This window comes from Streptomyces sp. NPDC021020, from assembly GCF_044333285.1.
Lineage (GTDB): Bacteria > Actinomycetota > Actinomycetes > Streptomycetales > Streptomycetaceae > Actinacidiphila.
This window is the reverse complement of the sequence record NZ_JBIRQQ010000007.1, coordinates 257473-281335: the sequence shown is the minus strand read 5'-3', so window position 1 is coordinate 281335 and position 23863 is coordinate 257473. Positions and strand designations below refer to the sequence as shown.

At 74.4% G+C, this 23863-nt stretch carries 24 protein-coding genes; 19 read left to right on the top strand and 5 right to left on the bottom strand.

Going from position 1 to position 23863, the window contains the following annotated elements:
• Positions 1 to 289 precede the first annotated feature (289 nt).
• From ACH4SL_RS22575 to ACH4SL_RS22550, 6 genes are all read left to right on the top strand, one after another.
• Positions 290 to 1621 carry an extracellular solute-binding protein gene (locus tag ACH4SL_RS22575; protein ID WP_398448261.1) on the top strand — a complete coding sequence of 444 codons (1332 nt, stop codon included), beginning with the start codon at positions 290 to 292 and terminating at the stop codon, positions 1619 to 1621.
• A gap of 62 nt (positions 1622 to 1683) precedes the next feature.
• On the top strand, positions 1684 to 2610 hold the full coding sequence (locus ACH4SL_RS22570) for a carbohydrate ABC transporter permease (RefSeq protein WP_398448259.1): 927 nt from the start codon (positions 1684 to 1686) through the stop codon (positions 2608 to 2610).
• Entirely contained in the window at positions 2607 to 3485 is an 879-nt protein-coding gene (locus tag ACH4SL_RS22565; RefSeq protein ID WP_398448257.1) for a carbohydrate ABC transporter permease, read from the top strand. Before ACH4SL_RS22570 ends, ACH4SL_RS22565 begins: the two co-directional genes overlap by 4 nt.
• A gap of 112 nt (positions 3486 to 3597) precedes the next feature.
• Positions 3598 to 5619, top strand: a complete 2022-nt coding sequence (locus ACH4SL_RS22560; RefSeq protein WP_398448255.1) for a hypothetical protein — start codon at positions 3598 to 3600, stop codon at positions 5617 to 5619.
• A gap of 46 nt (positions 5620 to 5665) precedes the next feature.
• Positions 5666 to 7015: an ADP-ribosylglycohydrolase family protein gene (locus tag ACH4SL_RS22555; RefSeq protein ID WP_398448253.1), complete on the top strand. Its 1350-nt coding sequence runs from the start codon at positions 5666 to 5668 to the stop codon at positions 7013 to 7015.
• Positions 7016 to 7026: 11 nt separating this feature from the next.
• Positions 7027 to 10104, top strand: a complete 3078-nt coding sequence (locus tag ACH4SL_RS22550; RefSeq protein ID WP_398448251.1) for an alpha-mannosidase — start codon at positions 7027 to 7029, stop codon at positions 10102 to 10104.
• A 10-nt stretch (positions 10105 to 10114) separates the two neighbouring features.
• Here ACH4SL_RS22550 and ACH4SL_RS22545 read toward each other — a convergent pair whose 3' ends face one another.
• Together ACH4SL_RS22545 and ACH4SL_RS22540 are read right to left on the bottom strand one after the other, a co-directional pair.
• Positions 10115 to 10324, bottom strand: coding sequence for a hypothetical protein (locus ACH4SL_RS22545; RefSeq protein ID WP_398448249.1), 210 nt, complete (start codon positions 10322 to 10324; stop codon positions 10115 to 10117).
• Positions 10325 to 10413: 89 nt separating this feature from the next.
• Complete coding sequence (locus ACH4SL_RS22540) at positions 10414 to 11043, bottom strand: TetR/AcrR family transcriptional regulator (RefSeq protein ID WP_398448762.1); 630 nt, start codon at positions 11041 to 11043, stop codon at positions 10414 to 10416.
• A 237-nt stretch (positions 11044 to 11280) separates the two neighbouring features.
• On the opposite strand from ACH4SL_RS22540, the gene rpmG reads away from it, so the two are divergent.
• The 3 genes from rpmG to ACH4SL_RS22525 all read left to right on the top strand — a co-directional run bounded on the left by rpmG (position 11281) and on the right by ACH4SL_RS22525 (position 12542).
• Positions 11281 to 11445 carry a 50S ribosomal protein L33 gene (gene rpmG / locus ACH4SL_RS22535; protein ID WP_052397501.1) on the top strand — a complete coding sequence of 55 codons (165 nt, stop codon included), beginning with the start codon at positions 11281 to 11283 and terminating at the stop codon, positions 11443 to 11445.
• A 50-nt stretch (positions 11446 to 11495) separates the two neighbouring features.
• Positions 11496 to 11747, top strand: a complete 252-nt coding sequence (locus tag ACH4SL_RS22530; protein WP_398184138.1) for a type B 50S ribosomal protein L31 — start codon at positions 11496 to 11498, stop codon at positions 11745 to 11747.
• A 147-nt stretch (positions 11748 to 11894) separates the two neighbouring features.
• Positions 11895 to 12542, top strand: coding sequence for a hemerythrin domain-containing protein (locus ACH4SL_RS22525; RefSeq protein ID WP_398448247.1), 648 nt, complete (start codon positions 11895 to 11897; stop codon positions 12540 to 12542).
• A gap of 53 nt (positions 12543 to 12595) precedes the next feature.
• Here ACH4SL_RS22525 and ACH4SL_RS22520 read toward each other — a convergent pair whose 3' ends face one another.
• Positions 12596 to 13084 carry a GNAT family N-acetyltransferase gene (locus ACH4SL_RS22520; protein ID WP_398448760.1) on the bottom strand — a complete coding sequence of 163 codons (489 nt, stop codon included), beginning with the start codon at positions 13082 to 13084 and terminating at the stop codon, positions 12596 to 12598.
• A 73-nt stretch (positions 13085 to 13157) separates the two neighbouring features.
• Between ACH4SL_RS22520 and ACH4SL_RS22515 the strand changes: the two genes are divergently transcribed.
• A complete protein-coding gene (locus tag ACH4SL_RS22515) occupies positions 13158 to 13688 on the top strand; it encodes a GNAT family N-acetyltransferase (RefSeq protein WP_398448245.1) in 531 nt (176 codons plus the stop codon).
• Between the two features lie 20 nt (positions 13689 to 13708).
• On the opposite strand, the gene ACH4SL_RS22510 is transcribed toward ACH4SL_RS22515, so the two are convergent.
• Positions 13709 to 15295, bottom strand: coding sequence for an MFS transporter (locus ACH4SL_RS22510; RefSeq protein ID WP_398448243.1), 1587 nt, complete (start codon positions 15293 to 15295; stop codon positions 13709 to 13711).
• A 12-nt stretch (positions 15296 to 15307) separates the two neighbouring features.
• Positions 15308 to 15874 (bottom strand): DJ-1/PfpI/YhbO family deglycase/protease, encoded by a 567-nt coding sequence (locus ACH4SL_RS22505; protein ID WP_398448241.1) that lies wholly within the window; start codon positions 15872 to 15874, stop codon positions 15308 to 15310.
• A 193-nt stretch (positions 15875 to 16067) separates the two neighbouring features.
• Here ACH4SL_RS22505 and ACH4SL_RS22500 point away from each other — a divergent pair, with 193 nt between their 5' ends.
• From ACH4SL_RS22500 to ACH4SL_RS22460, 9 genes are all read left to right on the top strand, one after another.
• Positions 16068 to 17117, top strand: a complete 1050-nt coding sequence (locus ACH4SL_RS22500; protein ID WP_398448239.1) for a cation diffusion facilitator family transporter — start codon at positions 16068 to 16070, stop codon at positions 17115 to 17117.
• Positions 17118 to 17876: 759 nt separating this feature from the next.
• Complete coding sequence (locus tag ACH4SL_RS22495; protein WP_398448237.1) at positions 17877 to 18383, top strand: Na+/H+ antiporter subunit E; 507 nt, start codon at positions 17877 to 17879, stop codon at positions 18381 to 18383.
• Positions 18380 to 18664 (top strand): monovalent cation/H+ antiporter complex subunit F, encoded by a 285-nt coding sequence (locus tag ACH4SL_RS22490; protein WP_398448235.1) that lies wholly within the window; start codon positions 18380 to 18382, stop codon positions 18662 to 18664. The genes ACH4SL_RS22495 and ACH4SL_RS22490 overlap by 4 nt, the downstream gene beginning before the upstream one ends.
• Positions 18661 to 18999, top strand: coding sequence for a cation:proton antiporter (locus ACH4SL_RS22485; RefSeq protein ID WP_398448233.1), 339 nt, complete (start codon positions 18661 to 18663; stop codon positions 18997 to 18999). The genes ACH4SL_RS22490 and ACH4SL_RS22485 overlap by 4 nt, the downstream gene beginning before the upstream one ends.
• A complete protein-coding gene (locus tag ACH4SL_RS22480; protein WP_398448231.1) occupies positions 18996 to 19325 on the top strand; it encodes a Na(+)/H(+) antiporter subunit B in 330 nt (109 codons plus the stop codon). The genes ACH4SL_RS22485 and ACH4SL_RS22480 overlap by 4 nt, the downstream gene beginning before the upstream one ends.
• Positions 19322 to 20089: an MnhB domain-containing protein gene (locus ACH4SL_RS22475; protein WP_398448229.1), complete on the top strand. Its 768-nt coding sequence runs from the start codon at positions 19322 to 19324 to the stop codon at positions 20087 to 20089. The genes ACH4SL_RS22480 and ACH4SL_RS22475 overlap by 4 nt, the downstream gene beginning before the upstream one ends.
• Entirely contained in the window at positions 20086 to 20430 is a 345-nt protein-coding gene (locus tag ACH4SL_RS22470; protein ID WP_398448227.1) for a sodium:proton antiporter, read from the top strand. The genes ACH4SL_RS22475 and ACH4SL_RS22470 overlap by 4 nt, the downstream gene beginning before the upstream one ends.
• A 10-nt stretch (positions 20431 to 20440) precedes the next feature.
• Positions 20441 to 22297 (top strand): complex I subunit 5 family protein, encoded by a 1857-nt coding sequence (locus tag ACH4SL_RS22465; protein ID WP_398448225.1) that lies wholly within the window; start codon positions 20441 to 20443, stop codon positions 22295 to 22297.
• A gap of 97 nt (positions 22298 to 22394) precedes the next feature.
• The gene (locus ACH4SL_RS22460; protein ID WP_398448223.1) at positions 22395 to 23645 is read left to right on the top strand and encodes an MFS transporter; all 1251 of its coding nucleotides are present in this window, start codon (positions 22395 to 22397) and stop codon (positions 23643 to 23645) included.
• Positions 23646 to 23863 lie beyond the last annotated feature (218 nt).

The window sequence follows — 23863 nt, the reverse complement described above, 5'->3', positions numbered from 1 at the left end:
GTCTCACAGCAGACATTTGCCTCAACTGCCCGTTGCCGATACGTGATCAGCGGATTGGTTCCCCCCGTTGACATGGCTGGATTGTTGCCCCAAGGTTTCTGCCATGCAAAAGGGTTTGCGCCCTTGAACTGCCAGCTCCGAGCCCCTTGAGGGCTGGGAGGGCGCACGGGGGAGTGCGCCGCACACGGCAGGCGCCGCGGCGCGAGGCGCGAACCCTCCGAGCCTGACCGCCGGCGATCTCAGGGGGACCTGCGGGCAGCGGCACACGCACATCTGAAAGAGGACGCTCGTGACACTCCGTTTCACGTCGAGCCGCAGATCCCGCGGCCTGTTCGCCTACGCCACCTGCGTCGCGCTGTCCGCCGGGGCGCTGACCGCCTGCGGCTCGGGCTCCGGCTCCGGTTCCGACGGCGCGATGACCCTGCAGGTGTGGGGCGACGCGAAGTACGCCCAGGACCAGTTCAAGGTCTACCAGCAGCAGTACCCGGACCAGGCCGAGGGCCAGAGCCTCAAGGTGCTCTCCGCCGGGCAGAACGACACCGACTCGGTGAACAAGTTCCGCCTCGAACTGTCCTCCCACCGCGGGATACCCGACATCCTCCAGCTCAACTACGCGGAGGTCCCGGAGTTCGCCGAGGCGGGCCTGCTCGCCGACGTCCAGCCCTACGCCGCCCCGTATCTGAAGAACGTCACCACAGCCGCGCAGAAGCTGATGCAGTACGACGGCACGTACGTGGCCTTCCCGTACGAGGTCAAGACCAAGATCTGGTACTACCGCAAGGACCTCTTCCAGGCCGCGGGCATCGACGTCACGAAGATCAGGACGCAGGCCGACTTCGTCGCGGCGGGCAAGGCGCTGCACGAGAAGTTCCCCAAGAGCTACATCTGGAACCTGGGACCGAATCCGGCCACGTACGACTGGCAGATGATCACCGCCGGCAACGGGGCCCGCTACTCCACCAAGTCCCCGTGCGCCTTCACCGTCGGCACCGACCCGGGCACCGCACAGGCGTTCAAGGCCGTCAAGGACCTGCGCGCCTCGGGAGTGGTGGACACCAAGACCGACGACTGGTCGCCGCAGTGGCAGTCCGGGCTGGCCGACGGCACCATCGCCTCCACCCTGAACGCCAGCTGGCTGCCGTCCTTCCTCCAGCAGTACGCGCCCAAGCTCTCCGGCAAGTGGGGGGTCACCACCTGGCCGGAGATCGGCGGCGCGGTCGGCGGCAGCGAGTCGGCGGGCTCGGTCTTCGTCATCCCCAAGGCGTCCAAGCACAAGGAGCAGGCGGCGGCGTTCCTGGCGCACACCCTGATGGAGGCCAAGGGCGCCAAGGCCTACTGGAAGATCAGCGGCGGCTACGTCCCCAACGTCGTGTCCCTGCAGAACGACCCGGACATCGCGAACAACCCCTACTTCGGGACGGACCTGATGAACGCCGTCAAGGCGGCGGAACCGGACTACAAGGTCTTCCCGTACGACCCGGTCGCCAACAAGGAGCAGACCAGCCTGTCCAACGCGATGAGCAAGTACCTGTCCTCGGACGACGCCTCACCGGCCTCCTTCCTGCAGGGCGCGCAGAAGGAACTCAGCGCGCAGGTCGGCTGCCCCTACACCCAGCACTGACCCGCACGCCCGGCCCCGCCGACCGAACGGCCCCTCAGCAGCCGCGTGAAGGACGCACTCCCATGACCGATTTGCTGTCCAGGACCGACAGTCCGCCGGCAGTCCCCCTCCGGCGCCGTCCGCCGCGCCGGTGGGCCGACCGGCTGGCACCGTACGGTTTCATCGCCCCGTTCCTGATCTCGTTCGTCCTGTTCTTCGCGCTGCCGTCGGTGGTCTCCATCGTCCTCAGCTTCGCCCGCTACAGCGGCTACGGAGCCGTCCGGTGGATCGGACTGCAGAACTACCGCTCACTGTTCGATTCACCGGACTTCCGGCAGAGCGTGCTCAACACCGTCTTCTACTGGCTGGTGCCGCTCGTGCCGATGCTCGGCGGCGCCTTCGTCCTGGCCTTGCTGGTCCGCTCCCGCATGGCCAGATGGCCGGCCGCCTACAAGCCGCTGCTGTTCGTCCCCCAGGTGATGGCCCCGGTCGCCGCAGGCCTGGTGTGGCGGGTCGTCCTCAGCGACGACGGTGTGTTCAACCGGGCGCTCGGCCTGCACGTCGGATGGCTGACGGACCCCCACGCCATGAAATGGGGCGTGGCCATGCTGCTGGTCTGGCGGGGCCTCGGCTGGTACTTCGTGGTCTTCCTGGCCGGGCTGACCAGCATCCCCGACGAACTGCTGGAAGCCGCAGCGATCGACGGCGCCGGCGCCTGGCAGCGGGTCCGCCATGTCGTGCTGCCGCTGATGAAGCCGATCGTCCTGTTCGCCCTCGTCATCGACACCATCGCCTCCCTGCAGCTGTTCACCGAGCCCAACCTCCTCGTGGGAGGGGCGGGTTCGGCCGCGGGCGCGCCGCCGAGCGCCGCTCCGGTGATGAACCAGATCGTCACCAACATCAGCGGCGGCCAGTTCGGCCTGGCATCCGCCGTCGGCTGGCTGATGTTCCTGGCCATCGCGGTGTTCTCCGCCATCCAGTTCCGCCTGTTCCGCCAGGAGAAGTCATGAGCGCCCCCGCCGCCCCGCCCGGCCGTGCCCGCCGCCGGCTCACCCTGGCCGGGACACGGGGCCTGGTCAACCTGTTCCTGATCGGGATGGCGCTGCTGGCGCTCTACCCCTTCCTGGTCATGCTCTTCGGCGGCCTGAAGTCCTCCCAGGAGCTGACGTCGAACCCCGGAGGCTGGCCGCACCACCCGGTGGGGTCCAACTTCAGCTCGCTGTTCACGGGCGACTCGGGCTCCCTGCTCCGCCGCGCGCTGCTCAACAGCGCGCTCGTCACGGTCTGCTTCACCGCGCTCACCGTGGTCTTCTCCGCCATGGCCGGCTACGCGTTCGCGCAGTACCGCTTCCGCGGCCGCAATGTCATCTTCGGCCTGCTGATGGTGTCGATGCTGGTGCCCACCGAGGTCAACATCCCCACGCTGTACGTGCTCTTCTCCAAGATCGGCTGGCTGGACTCGTACCAGGTGCAGATCCTGCCGGGCACGGCCAGCGTGCTGGGGATGTTCATGGTGCGCCAGTTCATGGCCGGCATGCCCCGCGAGGTGCTGGACGCGGCGCGGGTGGACGGGGCCGGCCACTGGCGGACCTTCTGGAGGGTCGCCGCGCCCATGGCGAGCCCGGCTCTGGGAGCCGTCGCGGTCCTGACCTTCGTCGCGAAGTGGTGCGACTACCTGTGGCCGGTGATCATGGTCAGCGACCCCAGCCACCAGCCGATCATGGTGGCGCTGCCGAACCTGGCGACCTCGCAGGACGGGTTCATCGTCCGCTACGAGCTGCTGCTCGCCGGAGCGTTCGTCATCACCCTGCCGCTGCTGGCCGTCTTCCTGCGCTTCCAGGACAAGCTGATGAACGGCACCACCGCCGGCGCCGTCCGCGGCTGACCTCCCGCCGGCCCCCGGCACCTTCTCTGGAGAACTCCTTGCACACCACCGAACGGCCCGGCCCTCGGCCGAGCCGCCCGTACCGCTGCCCTCCGACCCCTCCGAGGCACGCGTGACCACCCTTCAGCAGGCGGCCGAGCGCGTCATGGACGCCGCCGGACACACCGCCAACCGCGGCAGCGTCCATGTCTTCCTGGGCAGCCCCTGGTCGGACGCGTGCGACAAGACCGTCGCCGAACCGGGCGGCGCCTTCTCTCCCGGCGTGTGGACCTGCGGGATCACCGTGTGGGTGGAGGAGAACGGACGGCTGGCCACCCCCGACCTGCTGGACGCCGGGCAGATCGACTGCCGGTTCGGATCCGCCCGGCAGCCAGGCCCGCCCGTGCTGGTCTCGCGCTGGGACGCCGGGCCGCTGCGGGTGACGACCGAACTGGCGACGCTCGGCGGCCACGGCAGCGAGGCCGCCGACTTCCTGCGGGTCCGGCTCGCCGCCGACGGCGCCCCGGACGGGGCCGGTCCGGTACGCGTGCACCTGCTGGTCCGCGGGCACGGGCCGGCCGGCGGCCGGCTGCGTGACGCCCGGTGGCCGGGCGACGGGCACCTGACGCTCGACGGCGACCGCCGCGTCACACCGGAACCCGCCCCGTCCGCGGTGACCGTACGCACCCGCCCGGACGGGGAGACGGCCGCCGTGATCACCTGGGAGGCCGCGCCCGGAGCCGGCCCGTGGAGCTGCGGCGCCGTGGTCGAGCACGCCTTCACCGACCGCCCCGGCGGCGGCCTGCTGCCGCTGGAGCGCCCGCACGCGGCCACCGGTGTGGCCGACGGGCTGGCGGCCGCCGTCTCGGGCTGGGCGACCGAGCTGCCCGCCCGGGTCTTCGCCCCCGACCCGGCCGTCGCGGCCGCCTGGGAGGCGAGCGCCCACCACCTGCTGGCGCAGAGCGAGTGCGGGATCCCGCGCATCGGCGCCGTCGACTACCCCGTGCTGTGGATGCGCGACACCGTCGTGGCCGTCCACGCCCTCGACCTCGTCGGCCGGCACGACCTGGCCAGGGCCGCCTGCGACCACCTGGCGCCGCACGTCTTCTCCGGCGGCTTCGGCGCCGAGTCCGACGCGCCCGGCCAGGGCATCTGGGTCCTGGTCGAGCACGCGGCCCGCACCGGCGACACCGCCTGGCTGGAGCGCAGGTACGACGCCGTGCGCGAGCGGGCCGAGTGGCTGGAGCGGATGCGTACGGCGGCCGAGCCGCTGCGCGCCGTCGGGCACAACCGCATGCCCCGCTACCTGGGCAGTCCGGCGCTGAACGTGGTGTGCCTGCCGGCCGCCGAGGGCCTCGTCCGCGGACGCATGGACTGGCACGCGCCGGACCTCTACATCAACTGCTGGGCCTACGCCGGCTTCCGGCGCGCCGCCGAGGCCGCCACTCTGCTCGGCCGCCGCGACGACGCCGCCCGCTGGTCCCGCGCCGCCGACGAACTGGACGCGGCCATCGCCGAGCACCTGCTGCCGCACTACGGCAACGAGCGCGACCCCGCCGTCGCCCCGTACCCGACCGGTGCCCTCGCGGGCCACCGCGAAGCACTGCGCGGCCACTTCGCCCGCTGGTACCGCAGGCACCGCCTCACCGCGTCCGGCGGGCGGCGGCGGGAGAGGCTGTGGACCTACTTCGAGGCCGCCCAGGCGCACAACGCACTGCGCCTGGACATGGTCGAGGAGGCCTGGGCCACCCTCACCCCGATGCTGCGGGACGGCGGCCCCTGGCCGCTGGCCGCCTACGGCGAGGGCGAGCCCGCGGGCTTCGAGTCGCTGCCGTTCGGCACCCCGCCCGGACGCGACGGCTGGCTCGACCCGTCCCGTACGGCGTCCGGGAACATGCCGCACGTCTGGACGGCGGCCGAGCTGATCGGCGCCCTGCGCGACGCCTTCGTCCGTGACGACGGCCCCGGGCTCGTCCTCGCACCGGCCGTCCCGGCCGCCTGGCAGGTGCCCGGCGCCCGGTTCGGCGTCCGCGACCTGCCCACCCGCTTCGGCCCGGTCGGCTACACCGCGACCACCGGCGCGGACGGCCGGACCGTGATCGAGGCCGACGCTCCCGTGCCGTGGCGCTCGCCCCTCACCGAGGGCCACCGCTGATCCCTGCACCACCGACCGCACCACTCCCGAGGGGAAACCGCCACCCGTGTTCGCACCGTACGACGTCCTGCACCAGCAACTGCGCGGCATGCTCCAGGACAAGACCGAGCAGGGCCACGACGTCAGCGGCCTCGCCGAGCAGCTCGACACGCTGCCCGACGACTACCAGGCGATCGCCGACATGGCCGACCGCATAGACGCCACGCCGATCCGCCCCGACTGGCCCTATGACGAGCCGAGCGACTGGCCCTCCGTACGCGCCGCACTGCATCCGCTGGCCGGTCCGGCCGGTACCGCCCCCGCCGACGCCGGGGCGCGCGCCGCGGCCGGCTTCCTGGGATCGGTCGCCGGCTGCATCCTGGGCAAGCCCGTCGAGATCATGCCGACCCTCGACGAGCTGCGCACCGCGCTGGAGAAGATCGGTGAGTGGCCGCTGAACGACTACATCCCCACCCGCCTGCTGACCGAGGGCGGCCTGCGCGAGTTCCACCGCGACTGGCCCGAGTGCGTCCGGGAGAACATCCGCTGGGTCACCGCCGACGACGACATCAACTACACCCTGCTCGGCATGATGGCGCTGGAGCAGCACGGCATCGCCTTCACCAAGGCCGACCTGCGGCGGCTGTGGCTGGACAACGTGCCGCTGGGCTACACCTGGGGACCGGAGCGCACCTTCCTGACCAAGCAGGGCCTCGCGATGGGCATCGAGGACAACCCCGCGATGGACCTGGAGGCCCTGCCCGCCACCCGCAACCCCTGGGAGGAGCTGTGCGGCGCGATGATCCGCGCCGACGCCTACGGCTACGCCTGCCCCGGACGCCCCGACCTGGCCGCCGAACTGGCCTGGCGGGACGCCTCCCTGACACACCGGGCCAACGGCATCTACGGCGCGATGTTCGCCGCCGCCGCGATCGCCGCCGCCTACACCGTCACCGACCCCGTGGAGATCTTCGAGGTCGCCCTCCGGCATGTACCGCAGCGCAGCCGTTTCCACGCCATCGTCGCCGACTCGCTCGACCGGGTGGCGAACGCCTCCGACTGGCTCGACGGATACCGGAGCATCCACGGACGCTACGCCGAGTACGGGCACTGCCGGATCTTCCAGGAGTCGGGCACCCTCATCAACACCCTCCGCTTCGCCACCGACGTCGGCCACGGCATCTGCCTGCAGGTGAGCCAGGGCAACGACACCGACAGCTACGGGGCGACCGCCGGATCGATCCTCGGCGTCCACTTCGGCCCCGGCCACCTGGAGGACCGCTGGACCGCCCCCTTCGACGACACCCTGCACACCCGGCTCGGCGGCTACTGGGAGCTCTCGCTGTCCGCCACCGCCGAACGCGTCGCCGCCCTGCCGCTCCTCGGCCTGGCCGCGTCGCCCGCCACGGCCCGCTGAGGAGGGACGCCATGCACAGCGACCGCGCCGCGACCGAGAAGCGGCTCGCCCGCGTCCTCGCCGAACGCGTCCGCCCCGCGATCCACCCCCGCGTCCAGCCGCTCGCCGTGCGGGCGTGGGACCTGCCGGGAGAACCCGTACCCGTCGCCGAAGCCCTGGCCGCCACCGGTTACCGGCCGGTGGCGGCGGGCCACCGCTGGGGACCGGCGTGGACGACCACCTGGTTCGAGGTCAGCGGCCGTGTGCCGGACGCCTGGGCCGGCCGGACCGTCGAGGCCCTGATCGACCTCGGTTTCGACACCACCATGCCCGGCTTCTCCTGCGAGGCCCTCGCCTACCGGCCGGACGGCACCGCGGTCAAGGCGCTCAATCCGAGCAACGCCTACCTGCCCGTCACGGACGCCGCCGCGGGGCAGGACTTCCGCGTCTACGTGGAGGCCGCGGCCAACCCGCAGGTCTTCCGCCCCGACCGGGACCTGACCTTCACCCCGACCCGGGCCGGGGACCGCGCCGCATGGCTCGGCGCGGGCACCGGCTCGGGCGCGGGCTCGGGCGAGCCGTACTACACGCTGCGCCGCGCGGACCTCGCCGTGTTCGACCAGCAGGTGTACGAGCTGGCCCAGGACCTGGAGCTGGTCGGACGGCTGGCCCAGGAGGTGCCCGAGCACTCGCCGCGCTGCTGGGAACTGCTCGCCGCCGCCGAGCGGGCGCTCGACGCCCTCGACCTGCACGACGTCCCCGGCACGGCCGCCGCGGCCCGCGCGGCACTGGCCCCGGTGCTGGCCGCACCGGCGCACGCCAGCGCGCACCGCATCTCGGCGGTGGGCCACGCGCACATCGACACCGCGTGGCTGTGGCCGCTGCGTGAGACGGTGCGCAAGGTGGCCCGTACGGTCTCCAACGTCACCCAGTTGATGGACGACCACCCGGGCTTCCGCTTCGTGATGTCGCAGGCGCAGCAGCTCGCCTGGCTCAAGGAACAGCGGCCCGAGGTCTTCGCCAGGGCGGTGGAGAAGGCGGAGTCCGGGCAGTTTTTGCCGGTCGGCAGCCTGTGGGTGGAGCCGGACACCAACATCACCGGCGGCGAGTCGCTGGTGCGGCAGTTCGTCCACGGCAAGCGCTTCTACCTGGAGGAGTTCGGCGTCGAGACCGAGGAGATGTGGCTGCCGGACACCTTCGGCTACAACGCGGCGCTGCCGCAGCTGATGAAACTCGCCGGGGTGCGCTGGTTCCTGACGCAGAAGATCTCCTGGAACACCACCAACGTCTTCCCGCACCACACCTTCTGGTGGGAGGGCGTCGACGGCACCCGGATCTTCAGCCACTTCCCGCCCGTCGACACCTACAACTGTGAGCTGTCCGTCGCCGAGGTGGCCCACGCCGAACGCACCTTCCGGGAGAAGGGCGCGGCCAACTCCTCGCTGGCGCCCTTCGGTTACGGGGACGGCGGCGGCGGGCCGACCCGGGAGATGCTCTCCCGCGCCGACCGCATGGCCGACCTCGAAGGCGCGCCCCGGGTCGCCGTCGAGAGCCCGCGGGAGTTCTTCACACGCGCGCAGGCGGACTACCCCGACGCCCCGGTGTGGGTGGGCGAGCTGTACCTGGAACTCCACCGGGGCACCCTCACCAGCCAGTTGCGGACCAAGCAGGGCAACCGGCGCTGCGAGCACCTGCTGCGGGAAGCCGAACTGTGGTGCGCCACCGCCGCGATCCGCACGGGGCACGCGTACCCGTACGAGGCACTCGACCGCCTGTGGAAGACCGTTCTCACCCTGCAGTTCCACGACATCCTGCCGGGCACCTCCATCGCCTGGGTGCACCGCGAGGCGGAGGAGGCGCACGATGCCGCCGCCGCCGAACTCCTCGGCATCGTCGCCGCCGCTCAGCGTGCCCTGGCCGGCCCGCCCGCCGGCGACACGCGCGTGGTCTTCAACGCCGCCCCCCACGCCCGAGGCGGCATCCCCGGACTCGGCGCCCGGCTCCTGCACGACGCCCCCGGGCCCCGCCCGGTGCGGCCCCGGCCGCTGCCCGACGGCGGACACCTTCTGGAGAACGCCGCCGTCAGCGTCGTCCTCGACGCCCGCGGCCTGATCACCTCCGCCTACGACAAGGCAGCCGGGCGCGAGACCGTCGCCCCAGGGCACGCGGCGAACCTGCTCCAGGTGCACGACGACTTCCCCAGCCAGTGGGACGCCTGGGACATCGACGCCCACTACCGCAACACCGTCCACGACCTCACCGAGGCCGAGGAGGTCACCGCCACCGGCACGGCGGTCCACGTCGTCCGCCGCTTCGGGGCCTCCCGGGTCGAGCAGCGGATCAGCCTCGACGAGGGCAGCGCGCGCCTGACCGTCGAGACCACCGCCGACTGGCACGAGCGCGAGAAGCTCCTGAAGGCGGCCTTCCCCTTCGACCTGCACGCCGAGTACTCCAGCGCGGAGATCCCCTTCGGCCACGTACGCCGCCCCACCCACACCAACACCAGCTGGGACGCCGCCAAGTTCGAGGTGTGCGCCCACCGCTTCCTGCACATCGGCGAGCGGGGCCGGGGCGCCGCGCTGGTCAACGACTCCACCTACGGCCACGACATCACCCGCGACGTCCGGGACGACGCGGGCACCACCACGACCGCGCGGCTCACACTGCTGCGCGCCGCGCGGTACCCCGACCCCGAGGCCGACCAGGGCGTCCACCGCCTGACCTACGCCCTCGTCATCGGCGCCACCCTCGACGACGCCGTCCGCGAGGGCTACCACCTCAACCTCGTGCGACGGGACGTACCCGGCAGCACCCCGGTCGCCCCGCTGGTCGCGTGCGACAACCCCGGAGTGGTCGTGGAGTCCGTGAAACTCGCGGACGACCGATCCGGTGATCTGGTCGTCCGCCTGTACGAGGCACGCGGTGTCCGCGCCCGCGCCACGGTGACCACCGACCCGCCCTGGACGACCGCGAAGCCGGTCGACCTGCTGGAACGCCCCCGTGCCGCCGACGAAGCGGCCTTGTCCCACGGGGACGGAACGGCACTCGGTATCACCTTGCGCCCCTTCCAGATCCTCACCCTTCGATTCCGCTGGCGCGGTGACCGGTGAACCTTTCCGGTCACCGCACAGCCGGCGGTGCCGCCGCGGCCCGGGCCGCGCGCCCGCGCCGCAGGGCCGAGCGCAGGGCCCGGCAGCCGCGCCCCATCGGGCCCTGCGGCGGGATGGGCGGCATCGGCGCCGCGTCGATCATCGCGTCGATCTGGTCCTTGACCCACTGGTTGGGGCCCGCGGCCCGCCCGCCCGTCTCCTGCCCCTGCCACTGCTCCATGCCCCCGCCTTCCGCCCGTGTGCCGCAGAATATACACGAACGATCGTGCTAAAAGTTAGGCCGACGGCCCCCCGCTCGGCGCCCTCGCCTCAGGCCTGCGCGGGCAGCAGCGCCGGGTCGGTGGCCGCGTCCCGCAGCCGGTCGAGGATGCCGCGCGCCGCCATCCGGTAGCCCGCGTCGTCGCCGTGCAGCACCGACTCCCCGTTGGCCAGCTCCATCAGCGCGCAGATCTCGAAGACGAGCTGCGCCCGGTCCACGTCCGCCCGCGCCTGCCCCACCTGCTGCGCCTCGCGCAGCGTCTGCTCCAGGAAGGAGAACCAGTTCCGCCGCGCCGCCGCGATCGTGTCGTGCAGCCGCCCCGGCCGGGCGTCGTACTCGGCGCCGACGGCGTAGAAGAAGCAGCCGCCGGGGAAGACGCGGCCCTGCGAGTACGCGAGCCAGCCCGTGCACAGCCGCCACAGCCGGTCGATGCCGTGCGGCAGCTCGTGCGCCGGATTCACCACGTGCTCCAGGAAGACGCGGATCGCGGTGCGTACGGTCGCGAGCTGCAGATCCTCCTTGGAGCCGAAGAGCGCGAAGACCCCGCTCTTGCTGAGCCCCAGGTCGCCCGCCAGCCGCCCGACCGTCAGCCCGTCCAGGCCCTCGACCGACGCCACGGCGGCCGCGTGGTCCAGCACCAGCCGCCGGGTCTCGTTGCCGCGCGCGACCCGGCCGTCCACGCCGCCGCGCGCGGTCCGGGCCGCACCCGCCGCGCGCGGGGCCGCCGCACCGCGTGCCGTCCGCGCCGATTTCGTGGCCGCCACCGAAGCCTCCGCCGGGTCGCCGTTCCGATCCGCCCCAGGGTACGCGGGCGGGCGTACGGCCGTGCGGTCACCGGCGGGAATGCCCGGGGTGCCGGGTGCGTTGACCCGACCGCAAGGCGAAAACGACAACCATGTCGGAGAGGAAGTGGTCCCATGGCCCGCAGCGAACAGCGCCCCGTGGTCACCCTGCGCTCCACCGCCGGGACCGGGCACAGCTATGTGACCCGCAAGAACCGGCGCAACGACCCCGACCGGCTGACGCTGGTCAAGTACGACCCCGTCGCCCGCGCGCACGTGCTCTTCCGCGAAGAGCGCTGACCGCCCGGCGGCCCGCGTCCCCGTCCCGACCCCACCGCGAGAGGAAACCCATGAAGCACGGCATCCACCCCGAGTCCCGCCCCGTGGTCTTCCGCGACAAGGCCGGCGACCTCGCCTTCCTCACCAGGTCGACGGCGACCGCCGACCGCACCGTCGTCTGGACGGACGGGCAGAGCTACCCCGTCGTCGACGTGGAGATCTCCTCGGCGAGCCACCCCTTCTACACCGGCCGCGCCCGCGAGCTCGACACCGCGGGACGCGTCGAGCGCTTCCGCCGCCGTTACGGCCGCACCGCCGGCTGACCGCACCGTACGCAGACCACCGGGCCGCGCCCCCCGCCCCCGCGGGGAGCGCGGCCCGTCACACTTCCCGCGCCGGTTTCGTCACAGGGACGACCGTCCACGCGCCGCGCTCGTTCGCGGGGCGCGTCCTTGTGAGAGGAAGACCCGATGCGCAATCCGGAGCTCTCGACCGACTTCACCCTGATGTACGTGATGCACGACGCCCTGCGCCGGGAGCTGGGCCACATGAACGCCCTCGCCGCCCGTACGGACGTCGATGCGCGCGAGGTCTTCCGCGGCGCGCCCGGCTGGCAGCTCTTCAAGGACGTCCTGCTCGTCCACCACAGCGCGGAGGACGTCGCGCTGTGGCCGGGGATACGCGACGCCGTCGAGGGCAAGCCCGAACTGCTGGCCGTCCTGGACGCGATGGAGGCCGAGCACGCCCGCATCGACCCGGCACTGGAGGCCGTGGACGCGGCCCTGACCGCCGAAGGCGCGGATGACGGCGCCCTCGCCGCCGCCGTCGGGCTGCTCACGGCGGGGCTGACCGCCCACCTCGCCCACGAGGAGGACGAGGGCCTGCCGGTCGTCGACGCCCATGTGACGCCGGAGGTCCTGCAGGAATTCGGCGTGGCGCACAGCAAGGGCTTCGGCCCGAAGGTGTCGCAGGTGCTGCCCTGGCTGCTGGAGGGCGCGGACGCCGCCGACACCGAGGCGACGCTGCGGCCGGTACCCGGGCCCGTGCGCGCGCAGCTCGCCGCCGAGTGGCAGCCGGCCTTCGCCGCGCTCGACCGCTGGGGCGCCCCCGCGGCCTGACCCGCGGCGCCGCCGTACGGGGCCGCTTCCCCGCCCCGTACGGCGCGCGCCCGTCACAGCGGGCGGTGCATGATGTGCAGGCCGACGTAGCCGAGCTTCGGGTGCCGGAAGCCCTCCGGGAGTGTCCCGACGACCTCGAAACCGAGCGACCGGTAGAGCGCCACCGCGGGGGTGTTGGACGCCACGACGGCGTTGAACTGCATCGCCCGGTAGCCCGCGTCCCGCGCCCACTCCACCGAGTAGGAGCACAGCGCGCGCCCCACGCCCTTGCCCTGGTGGGCAGGGTCGACCATGTAGCTGGCGCTCGCGATGTGCGAGCCGTTGCCCATGTGGTTCCTGTTCATCTTCGCCGAACCGACCACCCGGCCCTCGTCGTCGACCGCGACGACGGTGCGGAAGGGCTCCGCGAGCATCCACCACTCGCGGGCCTGCTCGCTCGTCAGATCCGGCGGGTAGGTGAACGTCTCGCCCTCGGTGATGATGCGCCGGAAGAACGGCCAGACGGCCGGCCAGTCCTGGTCGGTGGCTTCCCTGATCAGCATCGCCCCAGCCTGCCCGCCCCGCACCGCCGCCGCCACCGGATATCCGCCCGGGGCGGCGCTAGGGTTGACGCCCATGGACGACAGCGTGCCCCGTATACGTATCCGGCCCGGCGGCCCCGCCGACGCGCCCGCCGTGCTCGACATGCTCGACGGCGCGGTGGCGTGGATGAACAGCCGCGGCAACACCGAGCAGTGGGGCACCACCCCGTATTCGCGCAAGCCCGGCGGGGTGGAGCGGGTGCGGCGCTACACCACCGACAACATGCCCTTCGTCGCCGAGGTGGACGGCGTGCCCGCCGGGGCGGTCGTACTGGACACCGGCCCCAGCCCGCAGATGCCCATCGCGCCCGCCGCCGAACCCGAGCGCTACGTCCGGCTGCTGGTCTCCGACCGGCGGCTCGCCGGGCAGGGCATCGGCGCGGCGCTGCTGGAGCACGCGGCCGAGCAGACCCGGCAGGCGGGCGTGTCGCTGCTGCGCGTCGACTGCTGGGCGGGCGGCGGGGGCGGCCTCGTCGCCTTCTACGAGCGCTGCGGCTTCACCCGCGCCGAGAGCTTCCTGTCCGGCAGCTGGCCGGGGCAGGTCCTGGACCGCCGGGTCGGCTGAGGAGTCCGGGACCGGCGAGGTCAGCCTTCCTCCGTCGGGGAGACGAAGTCCCGGCTGCGGATCAGCAGCAGCGACAGCACGCCGCCCACCAGCGCGATGACCGCCGCCACCAGCAGGATGTGGTCCAGACCCGCCGTGAAGGCGGCGCGGGCCGCGGCGGCAGCCGCCGGGCGCTGGGACGGCGGCAGGTGGGCGATCGCCGCGGAGGACTCGCCGTTGGTGAGCGCCGACGCGAACTGCGGGGCCTGCGAGGACAGGCCCGGGACCCGGCTCAGCTGCTCCGTCACCACGGACGCCACCCGGGTGGCGAACAGCGAGCCCAGCAGGGCGATACCGGTCGCGACGCCGACCTGCCGGAAGGTGGAGTTGACGCCCGAGGCCATGCCCGCCTGCCGGGCCGGGACGACGCCCACCGCCGTCGAGGCGAGTGGCGGGTTGATCATGCCGATGCCGACGCCCGCGAGCAGCAGGCCGGGGATCAGATGCGTCCAGTCGGAGCTCGCGCCCAGGCCGCGCATCCACAGCAGGCCGAGACCGACGACGATGCCGCCGGGCCCGATGAGCAGCCGCACCGGCACCCGCGACGACAGCCGCCCGGAGATCGCGGCCACGACGAAGATCGGCCCGGAGGCCACCAGCAGCCGCAGGCCCGTGCCGAAAGCGGAGTAGCCCAGCACGTCCTGGATGTACAGCGTCAGGTACAGCAGCATCGCGAAGATCGACGAGGCCATGGTGAAGGAGGCGACCAGCCCGCCCGAGAAGGTGGGCTTCCTCAGCAGCGACAGGTCGAACATCGGCTGCCGTCCGGCGACCTCGATCGCGAGAAAGGCGCAGAGCAGGACCGCCGCGGCCGCGAAGCACTCCAGCACCAGCGTGTCGGTGAAACCGCGCTCACCGGACTTGATCAGCGCGAAGACCAGGAAGGCGAGCGAGCCGGTGAAGGCCGCGAAGCCCCACCAGTCAGGGCGGCGCGGGCGCGGGTCGCGCGACTCGCGGACCCGCGTCCACGTCACCACGAGGGCCAGCAGCCCGACCGGCACATTGACGTAGAAGATCCAGCGCCAGGAGATCCCCGAGGTCAGGGCCCCGCCGACAACCGGTCCGACCGCCACGGCCAGGCCCGTCACCGCGCCCCACACACCGAAGGCCAGCCCGCGCTCCTTGCCGTGGAAGGTCTCGGCGAGGATCGCCAGCGACACCGCGAACATCGCCGCGCCGCCCACGCCCTGCAGCCCGCGCGCCAGCTGCAGGAAAAGCGTGCCGGAGGCCAGCCCGCACAGCAGCGAGGCGATCGTGAAGACGGTGAGCCCGGCCAGGTACGCGCGTCTGCGCCCGAAGAGGTCGGCCAGCGAGCCGCAGGTCAGCAGCGTCGCGGCGAGCGTGAGGGCGTAGGCGTCGACGACCCACTGGAGGTCGGAGAAGCTGCTGTGCAGCTCCCGCTGCACGTCCGGCAGCGCGACGTTCACGATGGTGATGTCCAGCAGCAGCATGAAGGTGCCGACGCACACCGCCGTCAGTGTCCACCAGCGGTGGACCTCGCCCTTGCCCGCGTCGCCGCCGGAGGCCGCGGCGCGGGGGGCCGCGGGGATCTGAGCCCTGGTCGCCATGGGGTGCGCTCCTCAGGGCGACGTGACCAGCGCCGCCTCCACCTCGCGGAGGAAGTCGTCCAGGTCGTCGGGGGTGCGCGAGGTGACCAGCGTCCAGCCGCCCGTGCCGTCGGCGACGACCGGGCGGTCCACCCAGCGGCCGCCCGCGTTGCCGATGTCGGTACGCAGCGACGGGTACGACGTGAGCGTCTTGCCGCGCACCACGTCCGCCTCCACCAGCGCCCAGGGCCCGTGGCAGATCGCCGCGACCGGCCGCCCCGAGGCGGCGAAGGCCCGCGCCGTCTCGACGGCCCGGTGGTCCATCCGCAGGTGGTCGGCGTTGAGCGCGCCGCCCGGCACCAGCAGCAGGTCGTAGCCCGCCGGATCGGCGTCGTCGAGCGTCGTCGTCGGGGAGACGGTACGGCCCGGCTCCTTGTCGTGCACCAGCGTCCGCACGGGCTCGCCGGACACCGCGGCGACGTCGACCTCGGCGCCGTTGCCGCGCAGGTGGTCGACGGGGACGACCAGCTCGTCCTGCTCCACCCCGTAGTTCGTGACCACCGTGAGCACCTTGCGCCCCTGGAGATCCTTGCCGGCCATGGGCTGCTCCCTTCCGGGCTGTTTCCGGGTGTCGTCCTCCCACGCGTGCCCGACCCGGTGGCCGGTATGCATCGCGGTCCGCCGGGCGGGTACGCGCCAGGCCGGGACGAATGCCGGACGGCCGTGCCCAGGGAGGAGCCGTACCCATGCGCAACCGCGCCGACCCCGCCCGCCCCCGACCCGGCGGCCGCCCGTGACCACCGGCGACGGCGACGGCCCGGACCCGCAGGGGCGGGGGGACGACGACGGCCGCACGACCGGCACCGTGCTCGTCGCACTGCTGGCCAACGTGGTGATCACCCTCGCCAAGGCCGTCACCGGAGCGCTCACCGCCTCCCCGGCCCTGCTCGCGGAGGCCGCCCACTCCGTCGCGGACACCCTCAACGAGATCTTCCTGCTCGCCTCGGTCCGCCGCAGCAGGCGCCGCCCCGACGCCCTGCACCCCTTCGGCTACGGCAAGGAGCGCTACTTCTGGGCGCTGCTCGCGGCGGTCGGCATCTTCGTCACCGGCGGCTGCTTCTCCTTCTACCAGGGCCTGCACGCCTGGTTCACGCCCGAGCACCAGTCCACCGGCGGCTTCGTGGCCACCTACGCCGTCCTCGGTGTCGCCCTCGCCGCCGAGGGCACCTCGCTGCTGCGCGCCGTCGCCCAGCTGCGGGGCCGGGCGCGGGCCCACGGCCGCACCCTCTCCCGGGAGGTCGCCACGAGCGACGACCCGACCGTCCGCACGGTCTTCGCCGAGGACGCGACCGCCGTCCTCGGCGTGCTGCTCGCCGCCGGGGGCGTGCTCGGCCACCAGCTGACCGGCTCGCAGCGCTGGGAGGCCGCGTCCGCGCTGGCCATCGCCGTCCTGCTGGTCCTCGTCGCGTACGGCCTCGGCCGCGCCTCCCGCGACCTGCTCGTCGGCCAGGCCGCCGACCCGCGGCAGCAGCGGGAGGCGTACGGCGTCCTCGCCGAGCAGCCCGAGATCGACACCGTCACCGCACTCCAGACGATGCGCCTCGGCGTCGGTACCGCGCTGCTCGCGGCCCGCGTCGACCTGCGCGCGGGCATCGACAGCGAGCAGGTCGAGGAGGTCAGCGTGCGGATCAAGTCCGAGCTCCGCCGCCGCTGCCCGGCCTTCACCGAGGTCTTCCTCGACATCGTCGACGCCGACACCACCGACCGCGCCCGCGCCGCGGCCCGCCGCCGCGCGGTCGACCGCGCGGCGGCCGCGCAGGACGACTCCGACCGCCCCGCATGACCCCGCGTCCCCGCTCCGCGGCGGCCGTCCGGCGGGGGCGGTTGCCCGACCCTGCGCCTGTGGCCGTCCGGCGGGGGTGGTTGCCCGACCCTGCGCCGGTGGCCGTCCAGTGGGGGTGGTTGCCGTGGTTGCCGGACCGTCCGCGGGTGGTGGGCCGATCGCGCAGTTCCCCGCGCCCCTGATGTGCCCGGCGCCGCAGCCGCACCCAGGAGCGACCGCCCCCGCGGAGGGCACGGCTGCCGCGCGGGGCACCACCCCAGGGGCGCGGGGAACTGCGCGACCGGCCACGACGGTCGGACGGTCGCGGCTCGACCGCGAGTGGCATCCCGTGGCGCCAGGGGCGCGGGGAACTGCGCGACCGGCCACGACGGTCGGACGGCCGCGGCTCGACCGCGAGTGGCACCCCGTGGCGCCAGGGGCGCGAGGAACTGCGCGGCCAGCCGGGGGGGTCGGACAGGCGCGGCTCGACCGTGAGTGGCACCCCGTGGCGCCAAGGGGCGCGGGGGACTCCGGGGCCGGCCCCCGCGGCGCGGGAGGTGACCGTTCGCCGCGGACGCGTCCCGCGCGGGAGCGGGAGCAGCCCCCGCGCTGCGAGCGGCACCCGGCGGCGCGAGGGCCACCCCCCGCCGCTTACGCCGCGCGAGCGGCGCACCGCGGGTTTCCGGCGCGGCGGCCGGGACAGACGGTGGCCATGGCGTAGCCCATGCGTAGGAGTGGCCCGCCGGGCCGCACGGCGCGGGGACGGGAGGAGGCCCGGAAGTGCGCAGCACGAACCACGCGCTCGCCTCGGTCGCCACCGTCGCCACGTGGACGGCCCTCCTGCTCGTCCTCTACGTCGTCCTCATCTCGGCCGTCACCCCGCTGGAGTGGGCCGTCGGCGGCGTCCTCGCCCTCCTGGGCGGCTGCGCGGCCGACGCCGTCCGCCGCGCGGAGCGGCCCGCGGTCCGGGCGGACCGCCGCACCGCCGCGGCGCTCGCCGCCCTGCCCGCGGCGATGCTGCGCGAGACGGCGGAGCTGGCCCGCGCCGTCGCCCGCGCCCTGCTCCGCCGCGGCGGCGGGCCCGCCGCCGACCGCCCGGTCACCGTACGCCTCCCCGCGGGCGGCGACCCCGCCGTCGCCGCGGTGCTGCTGTCCGCGACGCCCGGCGCCTGCGTCGTCGACATCGCCCCGGGCCGCGCCCCGGAAATGACCGTCCATCTGCTCGGCGGCCCCGCCCGGGCGGCCTCGCCGGTCGAGCGGGCCCTCGGCGTCCGGCGGCGGGCATGAACGCCTGGCTGCTCGCCGCCTGCGTGCTGCTGCCCGCGGGCGTCGGCCCGTGCGTGTGGCGGGCCTGCCGCGGCGCGCCCGCGCAGCGCCTCACGGCGACCTCGCTCGCGGGCACCGTCGCGGTCGCGGTCTTCCTGCTCGTGGCGCGCGGCATGCACCGCACGTCGTACGTGGACGTCGCCCTCGTGGCCGCCGTCCTCGCGCCCACGTCCACGCTGGTGTACGCCCGCTGCCTCGCGGGCGGCGGCGCCGGCGCCGGTGAGGCGGAGGACGCGGGATGAGCGCGGCCCACGTCCTCGCGCTGGTCCTGCTGTGGTGCGGCGCCGCCGCCCTGCTGCTGGCCGCCGCCGCGCTCGCGGTGCTGCCCACCGCGTACGGCAGGCTGCACGCGCTCGCGCCCGCGACCGGCCTCGGGGTCCCGCTGGTGTGCCTGGGCCTCGCGGTGGACGCGGGCGCCGGGCGGGCGGCGGCGAAGCTGCTGGTCATCGGCGCGCTCACGGCCGTGTCCGGGCCCGTCGTCACGATCGTCATCGGCCGCACGATGATCCGCACCGGCGCGGCGCCCGCGCCCGCGGGGCGGGCGGAATCCGCGACGGACGAGGAGTCCCCGACGTGAACACCCCCGTGGCGGCGGCCGACTTCCTCGTCGGCGCCGCGCTCGTCCTGGTGGTGGCCGCCGCGACCGCCGCCGCCCTCACCCGCGACCCGGTGCGCCAGTCGGTGCTGCTCTCGGCGCTCGGCGTGTGCCTGTCCCTGCTGTTCCTGCTGGTGCAGGCGCCCGACGTGGCCCTGTCCCAGCTCGCGGTGGGCAGCGCGATCACCCCGCTGCTGGTCCTGCTGACGGTCCGCAAGGTCCGCCGGGGCGCCCGCGGCCGCCCCGGCGACGACGACGGTGAAGGTGACGGCGGCGCCGCGGAGCACGAGCGGGGGAGCGGGCGGTGAACCGGCGCGCCCGCGGCATCGTCTTCCTGGCGGCCGCCGCCGTCTTCGCGGTCTTCTTCACGCTCGCCTGCACCGGCTTGCCGCACTTCGGCACCGCCGACCACCCCTACGGCACCAGGGCGGTCGCGGCGGCGGTGCGGCAGCACACCGCGAACGTGATCTCGTCCGTCAACTTCGACCAGCGCGCCCTCGACACCCTCGGCGAGGAGTCCATCCTCTTCGGCGCCGTCCTCGGCTCCGTCGTCCTGCTGCGCCGGGCGCGCGACGAGGACCGCGCCGAGCCCGCGCCGCGCCCCGTCATGCCCTCCACGCTGCTGCTCGGCGCGGGCCTGCTGCCGGTGACGGTGCTGGTGGGCGGGTACGTCGTCGCGCACGGCCAGCTCAGCCCCGGCGGCGGCTTCCAGGGCGGGGTGCTGCTCGCGACGGGGCTGCACCTGGCGTACGTCGCGGCCGACTACCGGGTGCTGCGCCGGGTACGCCCGCTCGCCGTCTTCGCGGCGCTGGACGCGGTCGGCGCGGGGGCCTTCACCGCGCTCGGCTTCGCCGGGCTGATCGCGGGCGGCGCCTTCCTGCAGAACGTGCTGCCGCTGGGCACCTTCAACGAGCTGGCCTCCGGGGGACTGGTGCCGCTGGTGAACGCCGCCGTCGGGGTGGAGGTCGCCTCCGGGGTGATCGTGCTCGTCGCGCAGTTCCTGGACCAGGCCGTGGAGATCGACGAGCCCGCCGGACCCGGCGGCGGGAGCGAAGGAGATGACGACCGGTGAGCATCCTGCCCTTCCTCGCGGCCGGCTGGATCTTCCTGGTGGGCGTATACGGCATGGTGACCAGCCGCAACCTGGTGCACGCCGTCGGCTGCCTGGCGGTGGCGCAGTCCTCGACGTACGTGCTGCTGCTCGGCATCGGCTACCGGCGCGGCGGCACCGCGCCGGTCTTCTCGGACGTGCCCGTCGGCACGCCCGTCGTCGACCCCGTGGTGCAGGCCCTGGTCCTGACCGACATCGTCGTCGGGGCGACCGTCACCGCGCTGCTGCTGAGCCTGGTCATCCAGATCCGCAAGCGCACCGGGTCGGTGGACCCCGAAGCGCTCGCCGACCTCAAGGGCTGAGGGCGCCCGCGTGCCGTCCTCTCCAGCGGCGACCGCCGACCTGCTGCCGCTCGCCGTCGCACTCCCGCTGCTGGGCGCCGCGGTGCTGGTGCTGACCGGGCGGGTGCTGCCGCGTACGGCCACGGACGCGCTCGCCACCGCGTTCGCCGCCGGGACCGCCGCCGAGATCGCCGTGCTGTGGGCGCGGATCGGGGACGGCGGCGGGCGCGCGGTGTCCTGGGCCGGGGGGTGGACGCCGCACGGCGGGCACAGCGTCGGCGTCGTCCTGGTCGCCGACCGGCTCGGCGCCGGGCTCGCGCTGCTGGTCGCCCTGCTGGTCACGGCCGTACTCGTCTACTCCTGGCGCTACTTCGACGAGCCGCCCGCCCGGCACCGCGGCACCTTCCCCGCGCTGCTGCTGCTCTTCGAGGCGGGCATGTGCGGCTTCGCGCTCACCGGCGACCTCTTCGACGCGTTCGTCTTCTTCGAGCTGATGGGCGTCGTCGCGTACGCCCTCACGGGCTTCCGCATCGAGGACCCGCGCCCGCTGCACGGCGCCCTCACCTTCGGGGTCGTCAACTCGCTGGCCGCGTACTGCTCGCTGCTCGGCATCGGGCTGCTCTACGCCCGCACCGGCGAGCTGGGCATGGCGCAGATCGGCGCCGCCCTCGCCGGCCACCGCACCGACGCGCTGACCGTCACCGCCTTCGTGCTCGTCATGGCCGGGCTGCTGGTCAAGGCCGCGATCGTGCCCTTCCACTTCTGGCTGCCGGACGCGCACGCGGTGGCGCCCACACCGGTATGCATGCTGATGTCCGGTGTGATGGTCGAGCTGGGGCTGTACGGTGCCGCGCGCGTCCAGCTCACGGTCTTCGCGGGACCCGGCGGCATCCCGCCGGAAGCCGTCACCCGCACGCTCGGCACGCTCGGCGCGCTGACCGCCCTGACCGGCGCCGTGATGTGCTGGCAGCAGCGGCACCTCAAGCGGATGCTGGCCTTCTCCACCGTCGCGCACTCCGGGCTGTGGCTGCTGGCCCTGAGCCTGCACGGCGGCGCCGCGACCGCGGGCACCGCGCTCTACGTCGCCGGGCACGCCGGGGTCAAGGCGGCGCTCTTCGGCCTGACCGGCGTGCTGCTGGACCGGCACGGCTCGGTCGACGAGCACGGCCTGTACGGCACGGAGCGCGGCTCGCCCCGCACCGGCGCGCTCTTCCTCACCGGGGCCCTCGCGCTCGCCGGGCTGCCGCCGTTCGGCACCGGGCTGGGGAAGGCCCTCGCCGAGCACGCGGCAGGCGAGCACCTGGCGTGGCTGCCCGCGCTCTACGTCCTGGTGTCGGCGCTCACCGGCGGCGCCGTACTGCGCGCGGGCCTGCGGATCTTCCGCGGCGCCGGGCCGCGGCCCGAGCCCAGCCACTCCGACGTCGAGACCAGCGGTGCGGGCGAGGAGCCCGAGGTGCGCGACCCGCGGCGCGCGGTGCCGCGCACCATGACCGCCGTGCCGGCCGCGCTGCTGCTGGGCGCCCTCGTGCTCGGCCTGTGGCCCGCCGTGGGGAGGGCGGTCGCCACCGGGGCCGCCGCCTTCACCGACCGCGCCGGCTACCTCGCGCAGGTCCGCGGCGCCACCGTACCGCTGCCGCCCGCGGCCCCGGACGCCGCCTGGACCCTGCCCGGCGTGCTGCTCGGCGTGCTCTCCGCCGCGGCCGCGGCGGCCGTCGCGCTGCTCGCGCTGCGTCCCGCGGGCGGCCCGCTGCGCTCGGCGGCGCGCTCCGCCGAGCTGCGGCTGGTCGTACCGCTGCGCCGCCTGCACTCCGGGCACATCGGCGACTACGTGGCCTGGCTCATGGTGGGCATGGCCGGCCTCATGGTGGCGCTCGCGGCGCAGCTCTGACCGGCCGTCACCAGGGCGCGGGCCGGAGAAGTGGGCCAGGAAAAGGCCTCCGGAGTGGGCCTGCCCGGCAGTCCGCCCGCCCCGTAACGTCGTCGACGTGACGACATCCCCGCAGCGCGGACTCGCGCTGGCCCAGCTCGCCAACTCCGTCGGCGACGGCGCCTTCTACACGACGTCGGCGCTGTACTTCACCCGCGTCGCAGGGCTGTCCGCCGGGCGCGTCGGGCTCGGGCTGACCCTCGCCTGGGCCGCCGGCTCGCTCGTCGGCGTACCGCTCGGCCGGCTCGCCGACCGGCGCGGGCCGCGCGGCACCTCGGTGCTGCTGGCGCTGGCCACCTCGGCGGCGGTGGGCTCCTTCCTGGTGGTGCAGGGCTTCGCCGCCTTCCTCGCCGTCGCGTGCGCGTACACCGCCGCGCAGTCCGGCCTGGCGGCCTCCCGGCAGGCGCTGCTGGCCCGCCTGGTGCCCGCCGGTGAGCGCACCCGGCTGCTGGCCCGGCTCCAGGCGACGCTCAACGGCGGCCTCGCGGTGGGCGCCGCCGTCGGCGGGCTCGCGCTGGGCGTGGGGACGGCCCTAGCCTACCGGGCGGCGCTCGGGCTGGACGCGCTGTGCTTCCTCGGCTGCGCGGTGCTCCTGCTGCGCCTGCCCGCGGTCCGGGCCGCCGGTGCGCCGCCGGCCGCGGGACCGGCGGCCCGGCAGCGGGGCATCCTGCGGGACCGCCCGTACGCGCTGGTGGCACTGCTCAACACGGTCCTGATGCTGCGGCTGCCGCTGCTCAGCCTGGCGCTGCCGCTGTGGATCACCGAGCGCACCGGGGCCCCGGCGTGGCTGGCGTCCGGCCTGTTCGTCCTCAACACCCTCGCCGTCACCTTCTTCCAGGTGCGGACCGCGCGCGCCGTCACCGGACTGGGCAGCGCCCTGCGGGCGGTGCGGCGCTCCGGCCTGGTGATGCTCGCCTGCTGCGCGGTCTTCGCACTGTCGGCGGGGCGCTCCGCGGGGCCCGCGGCGGCCGTCCTGCTCGCGGGGGCCGTGCTGCAGGTCATCGCCGAGATGCAGCAGTCCGCGGGCTCCTGGCAGCTGTCCTTCGACCTGGCCCCGGCGGACCGGATCGGCGAATACCAGGGCTTCTTCGGCACCGGCGTGACCGTCGCCCGCACGCTGGGCCCGCTGGTCCTGACCACCCTGCTGCTGGACTGGGGCACCCCCGGCTGGCTGCTGCTCGGCGCCCTGATGGCGGGCGCCGCCTACGCCACGGGCCCCGCCGCCCGCTGGGCCGCCCGCCGCCAGGCCGCCCCGGCCGCCGACCCCGCCGTGCCCGCGTCCGCCGGGCATCTCCAGCCGGCCGCCTGAGCGGCTTCCCGGGGCCGGGGCTGACTGCCCCGGCCCCGCCCGGTGCCGGCTGCCCGCTCACCGGCGGCCTCCTCCTGCCCCCCCGCACCACCGGCAACGAGCAGTTGCGGGGTGCGCGGGGCGCCGCGGTCGTGGGCGTCGGGGCCGCGCCGGGCCGCCGGCGCAATTCCGGGCGCGGGCCGGGAGCACCGCCCCGGCGTCCGGCCGCCATGACGAGG

Bases quoted from the DNA above. Each gene is read 5' to 3' on its own strand.
- ACH4SL_RS22570 (WP_398448259.1), top strand. From the start codon at position 1,684: ATGACCGATTTGCTGTCCAGGACCGACAGTCCGCCGGCAGTCCCCCTC.
- ACH4SL_RS22565 (WP_398448257.1), top strand. From the start codon at position 2,607: ATGAGCGCCCCCGCCGCCCCGCCCGGCCGTGCCCGCCGCCGGCTCACC.
- ACH4SL_RS22550 (WP_398448251.1), top strand. From the start codon at position 7,027: ATGCACAGCGACCGCGCCGCGACCGAGAAGCGGCTCGCCCGCGTCCTC.
- ACH4SL_RS22545 (WP_398448249.1), bottom strand. From the start codon at position 10,324: ATGGAGCAGTGGCAGGGGCAGGAGACGGGCGGGCGGGCCGCGGGCCCC.
- rpmG (WP_052397501.1), top strand. From the start codon at position 11,281: ATGGCCCGCAGCGAACAGCGCCCCGTGGTCACCCTGCGCTCCACCGCC.
- ACH4SL_RS22530 (WP_398184138.1), top strand. From the start codon at position 11,496: ATGAAGCACGGCATCCACCCCGAGTCCCGCCCCGTGGTCTTCCGCGAC.
- ACH4SL_RS22525 (WP_398448247.1), top strand. From the start codon at position 11,895: ATGCGCAATCCGGAGCTCTCGACCGACTTCACCCTGATGTACGTGATG.
- ACH4SL_RS22520 (WP_398448760.1), bottom strand. From the start codon at position 13,084: ATGCTGATCAGGGAAGCCACCGACCAGGACTGGCCGGCCGTCTGGCCG.
- ACH4SL_RS22515 (WP_398448245.1), top strand. From the start codon at position 13,158: ATGGACGACAGCGTGCCCCGTATACGTATCCGGCCCGGCGGCCCCGCC.
- ACH4SL_RS22510 (WP_398448243.1), bottom strand. From the start codon at position 15,295: ATGGCGACCAGGGCTCAGATCCCCGCGGCCCCCCGCGCCGCGGCCTCC.
- ACH4SL_RS22505 (WP_398448241.1), bottom strand. From the start codon at position 15,874: ATGGCCGGCAAGGATCTCCAGGGGCGCAAGGTGCTCACGGTGGTCACG.
- ACH4SL_RS22490 (WP_398448235.1), top strand. From the start codon at position 18,380: ATGAACGCCTGGCTGCTCGCCGCCTGCGTGCTGCTGCCCGCGGGCGTC.
- ACH4SL_RS22485 (WP_398448233.1), top strand. From the start codon at position 18,661: ATGAGCGCGGCCCACGTCCTCGCGCTGGTCCTGCTGTGGTGCGGCGCC.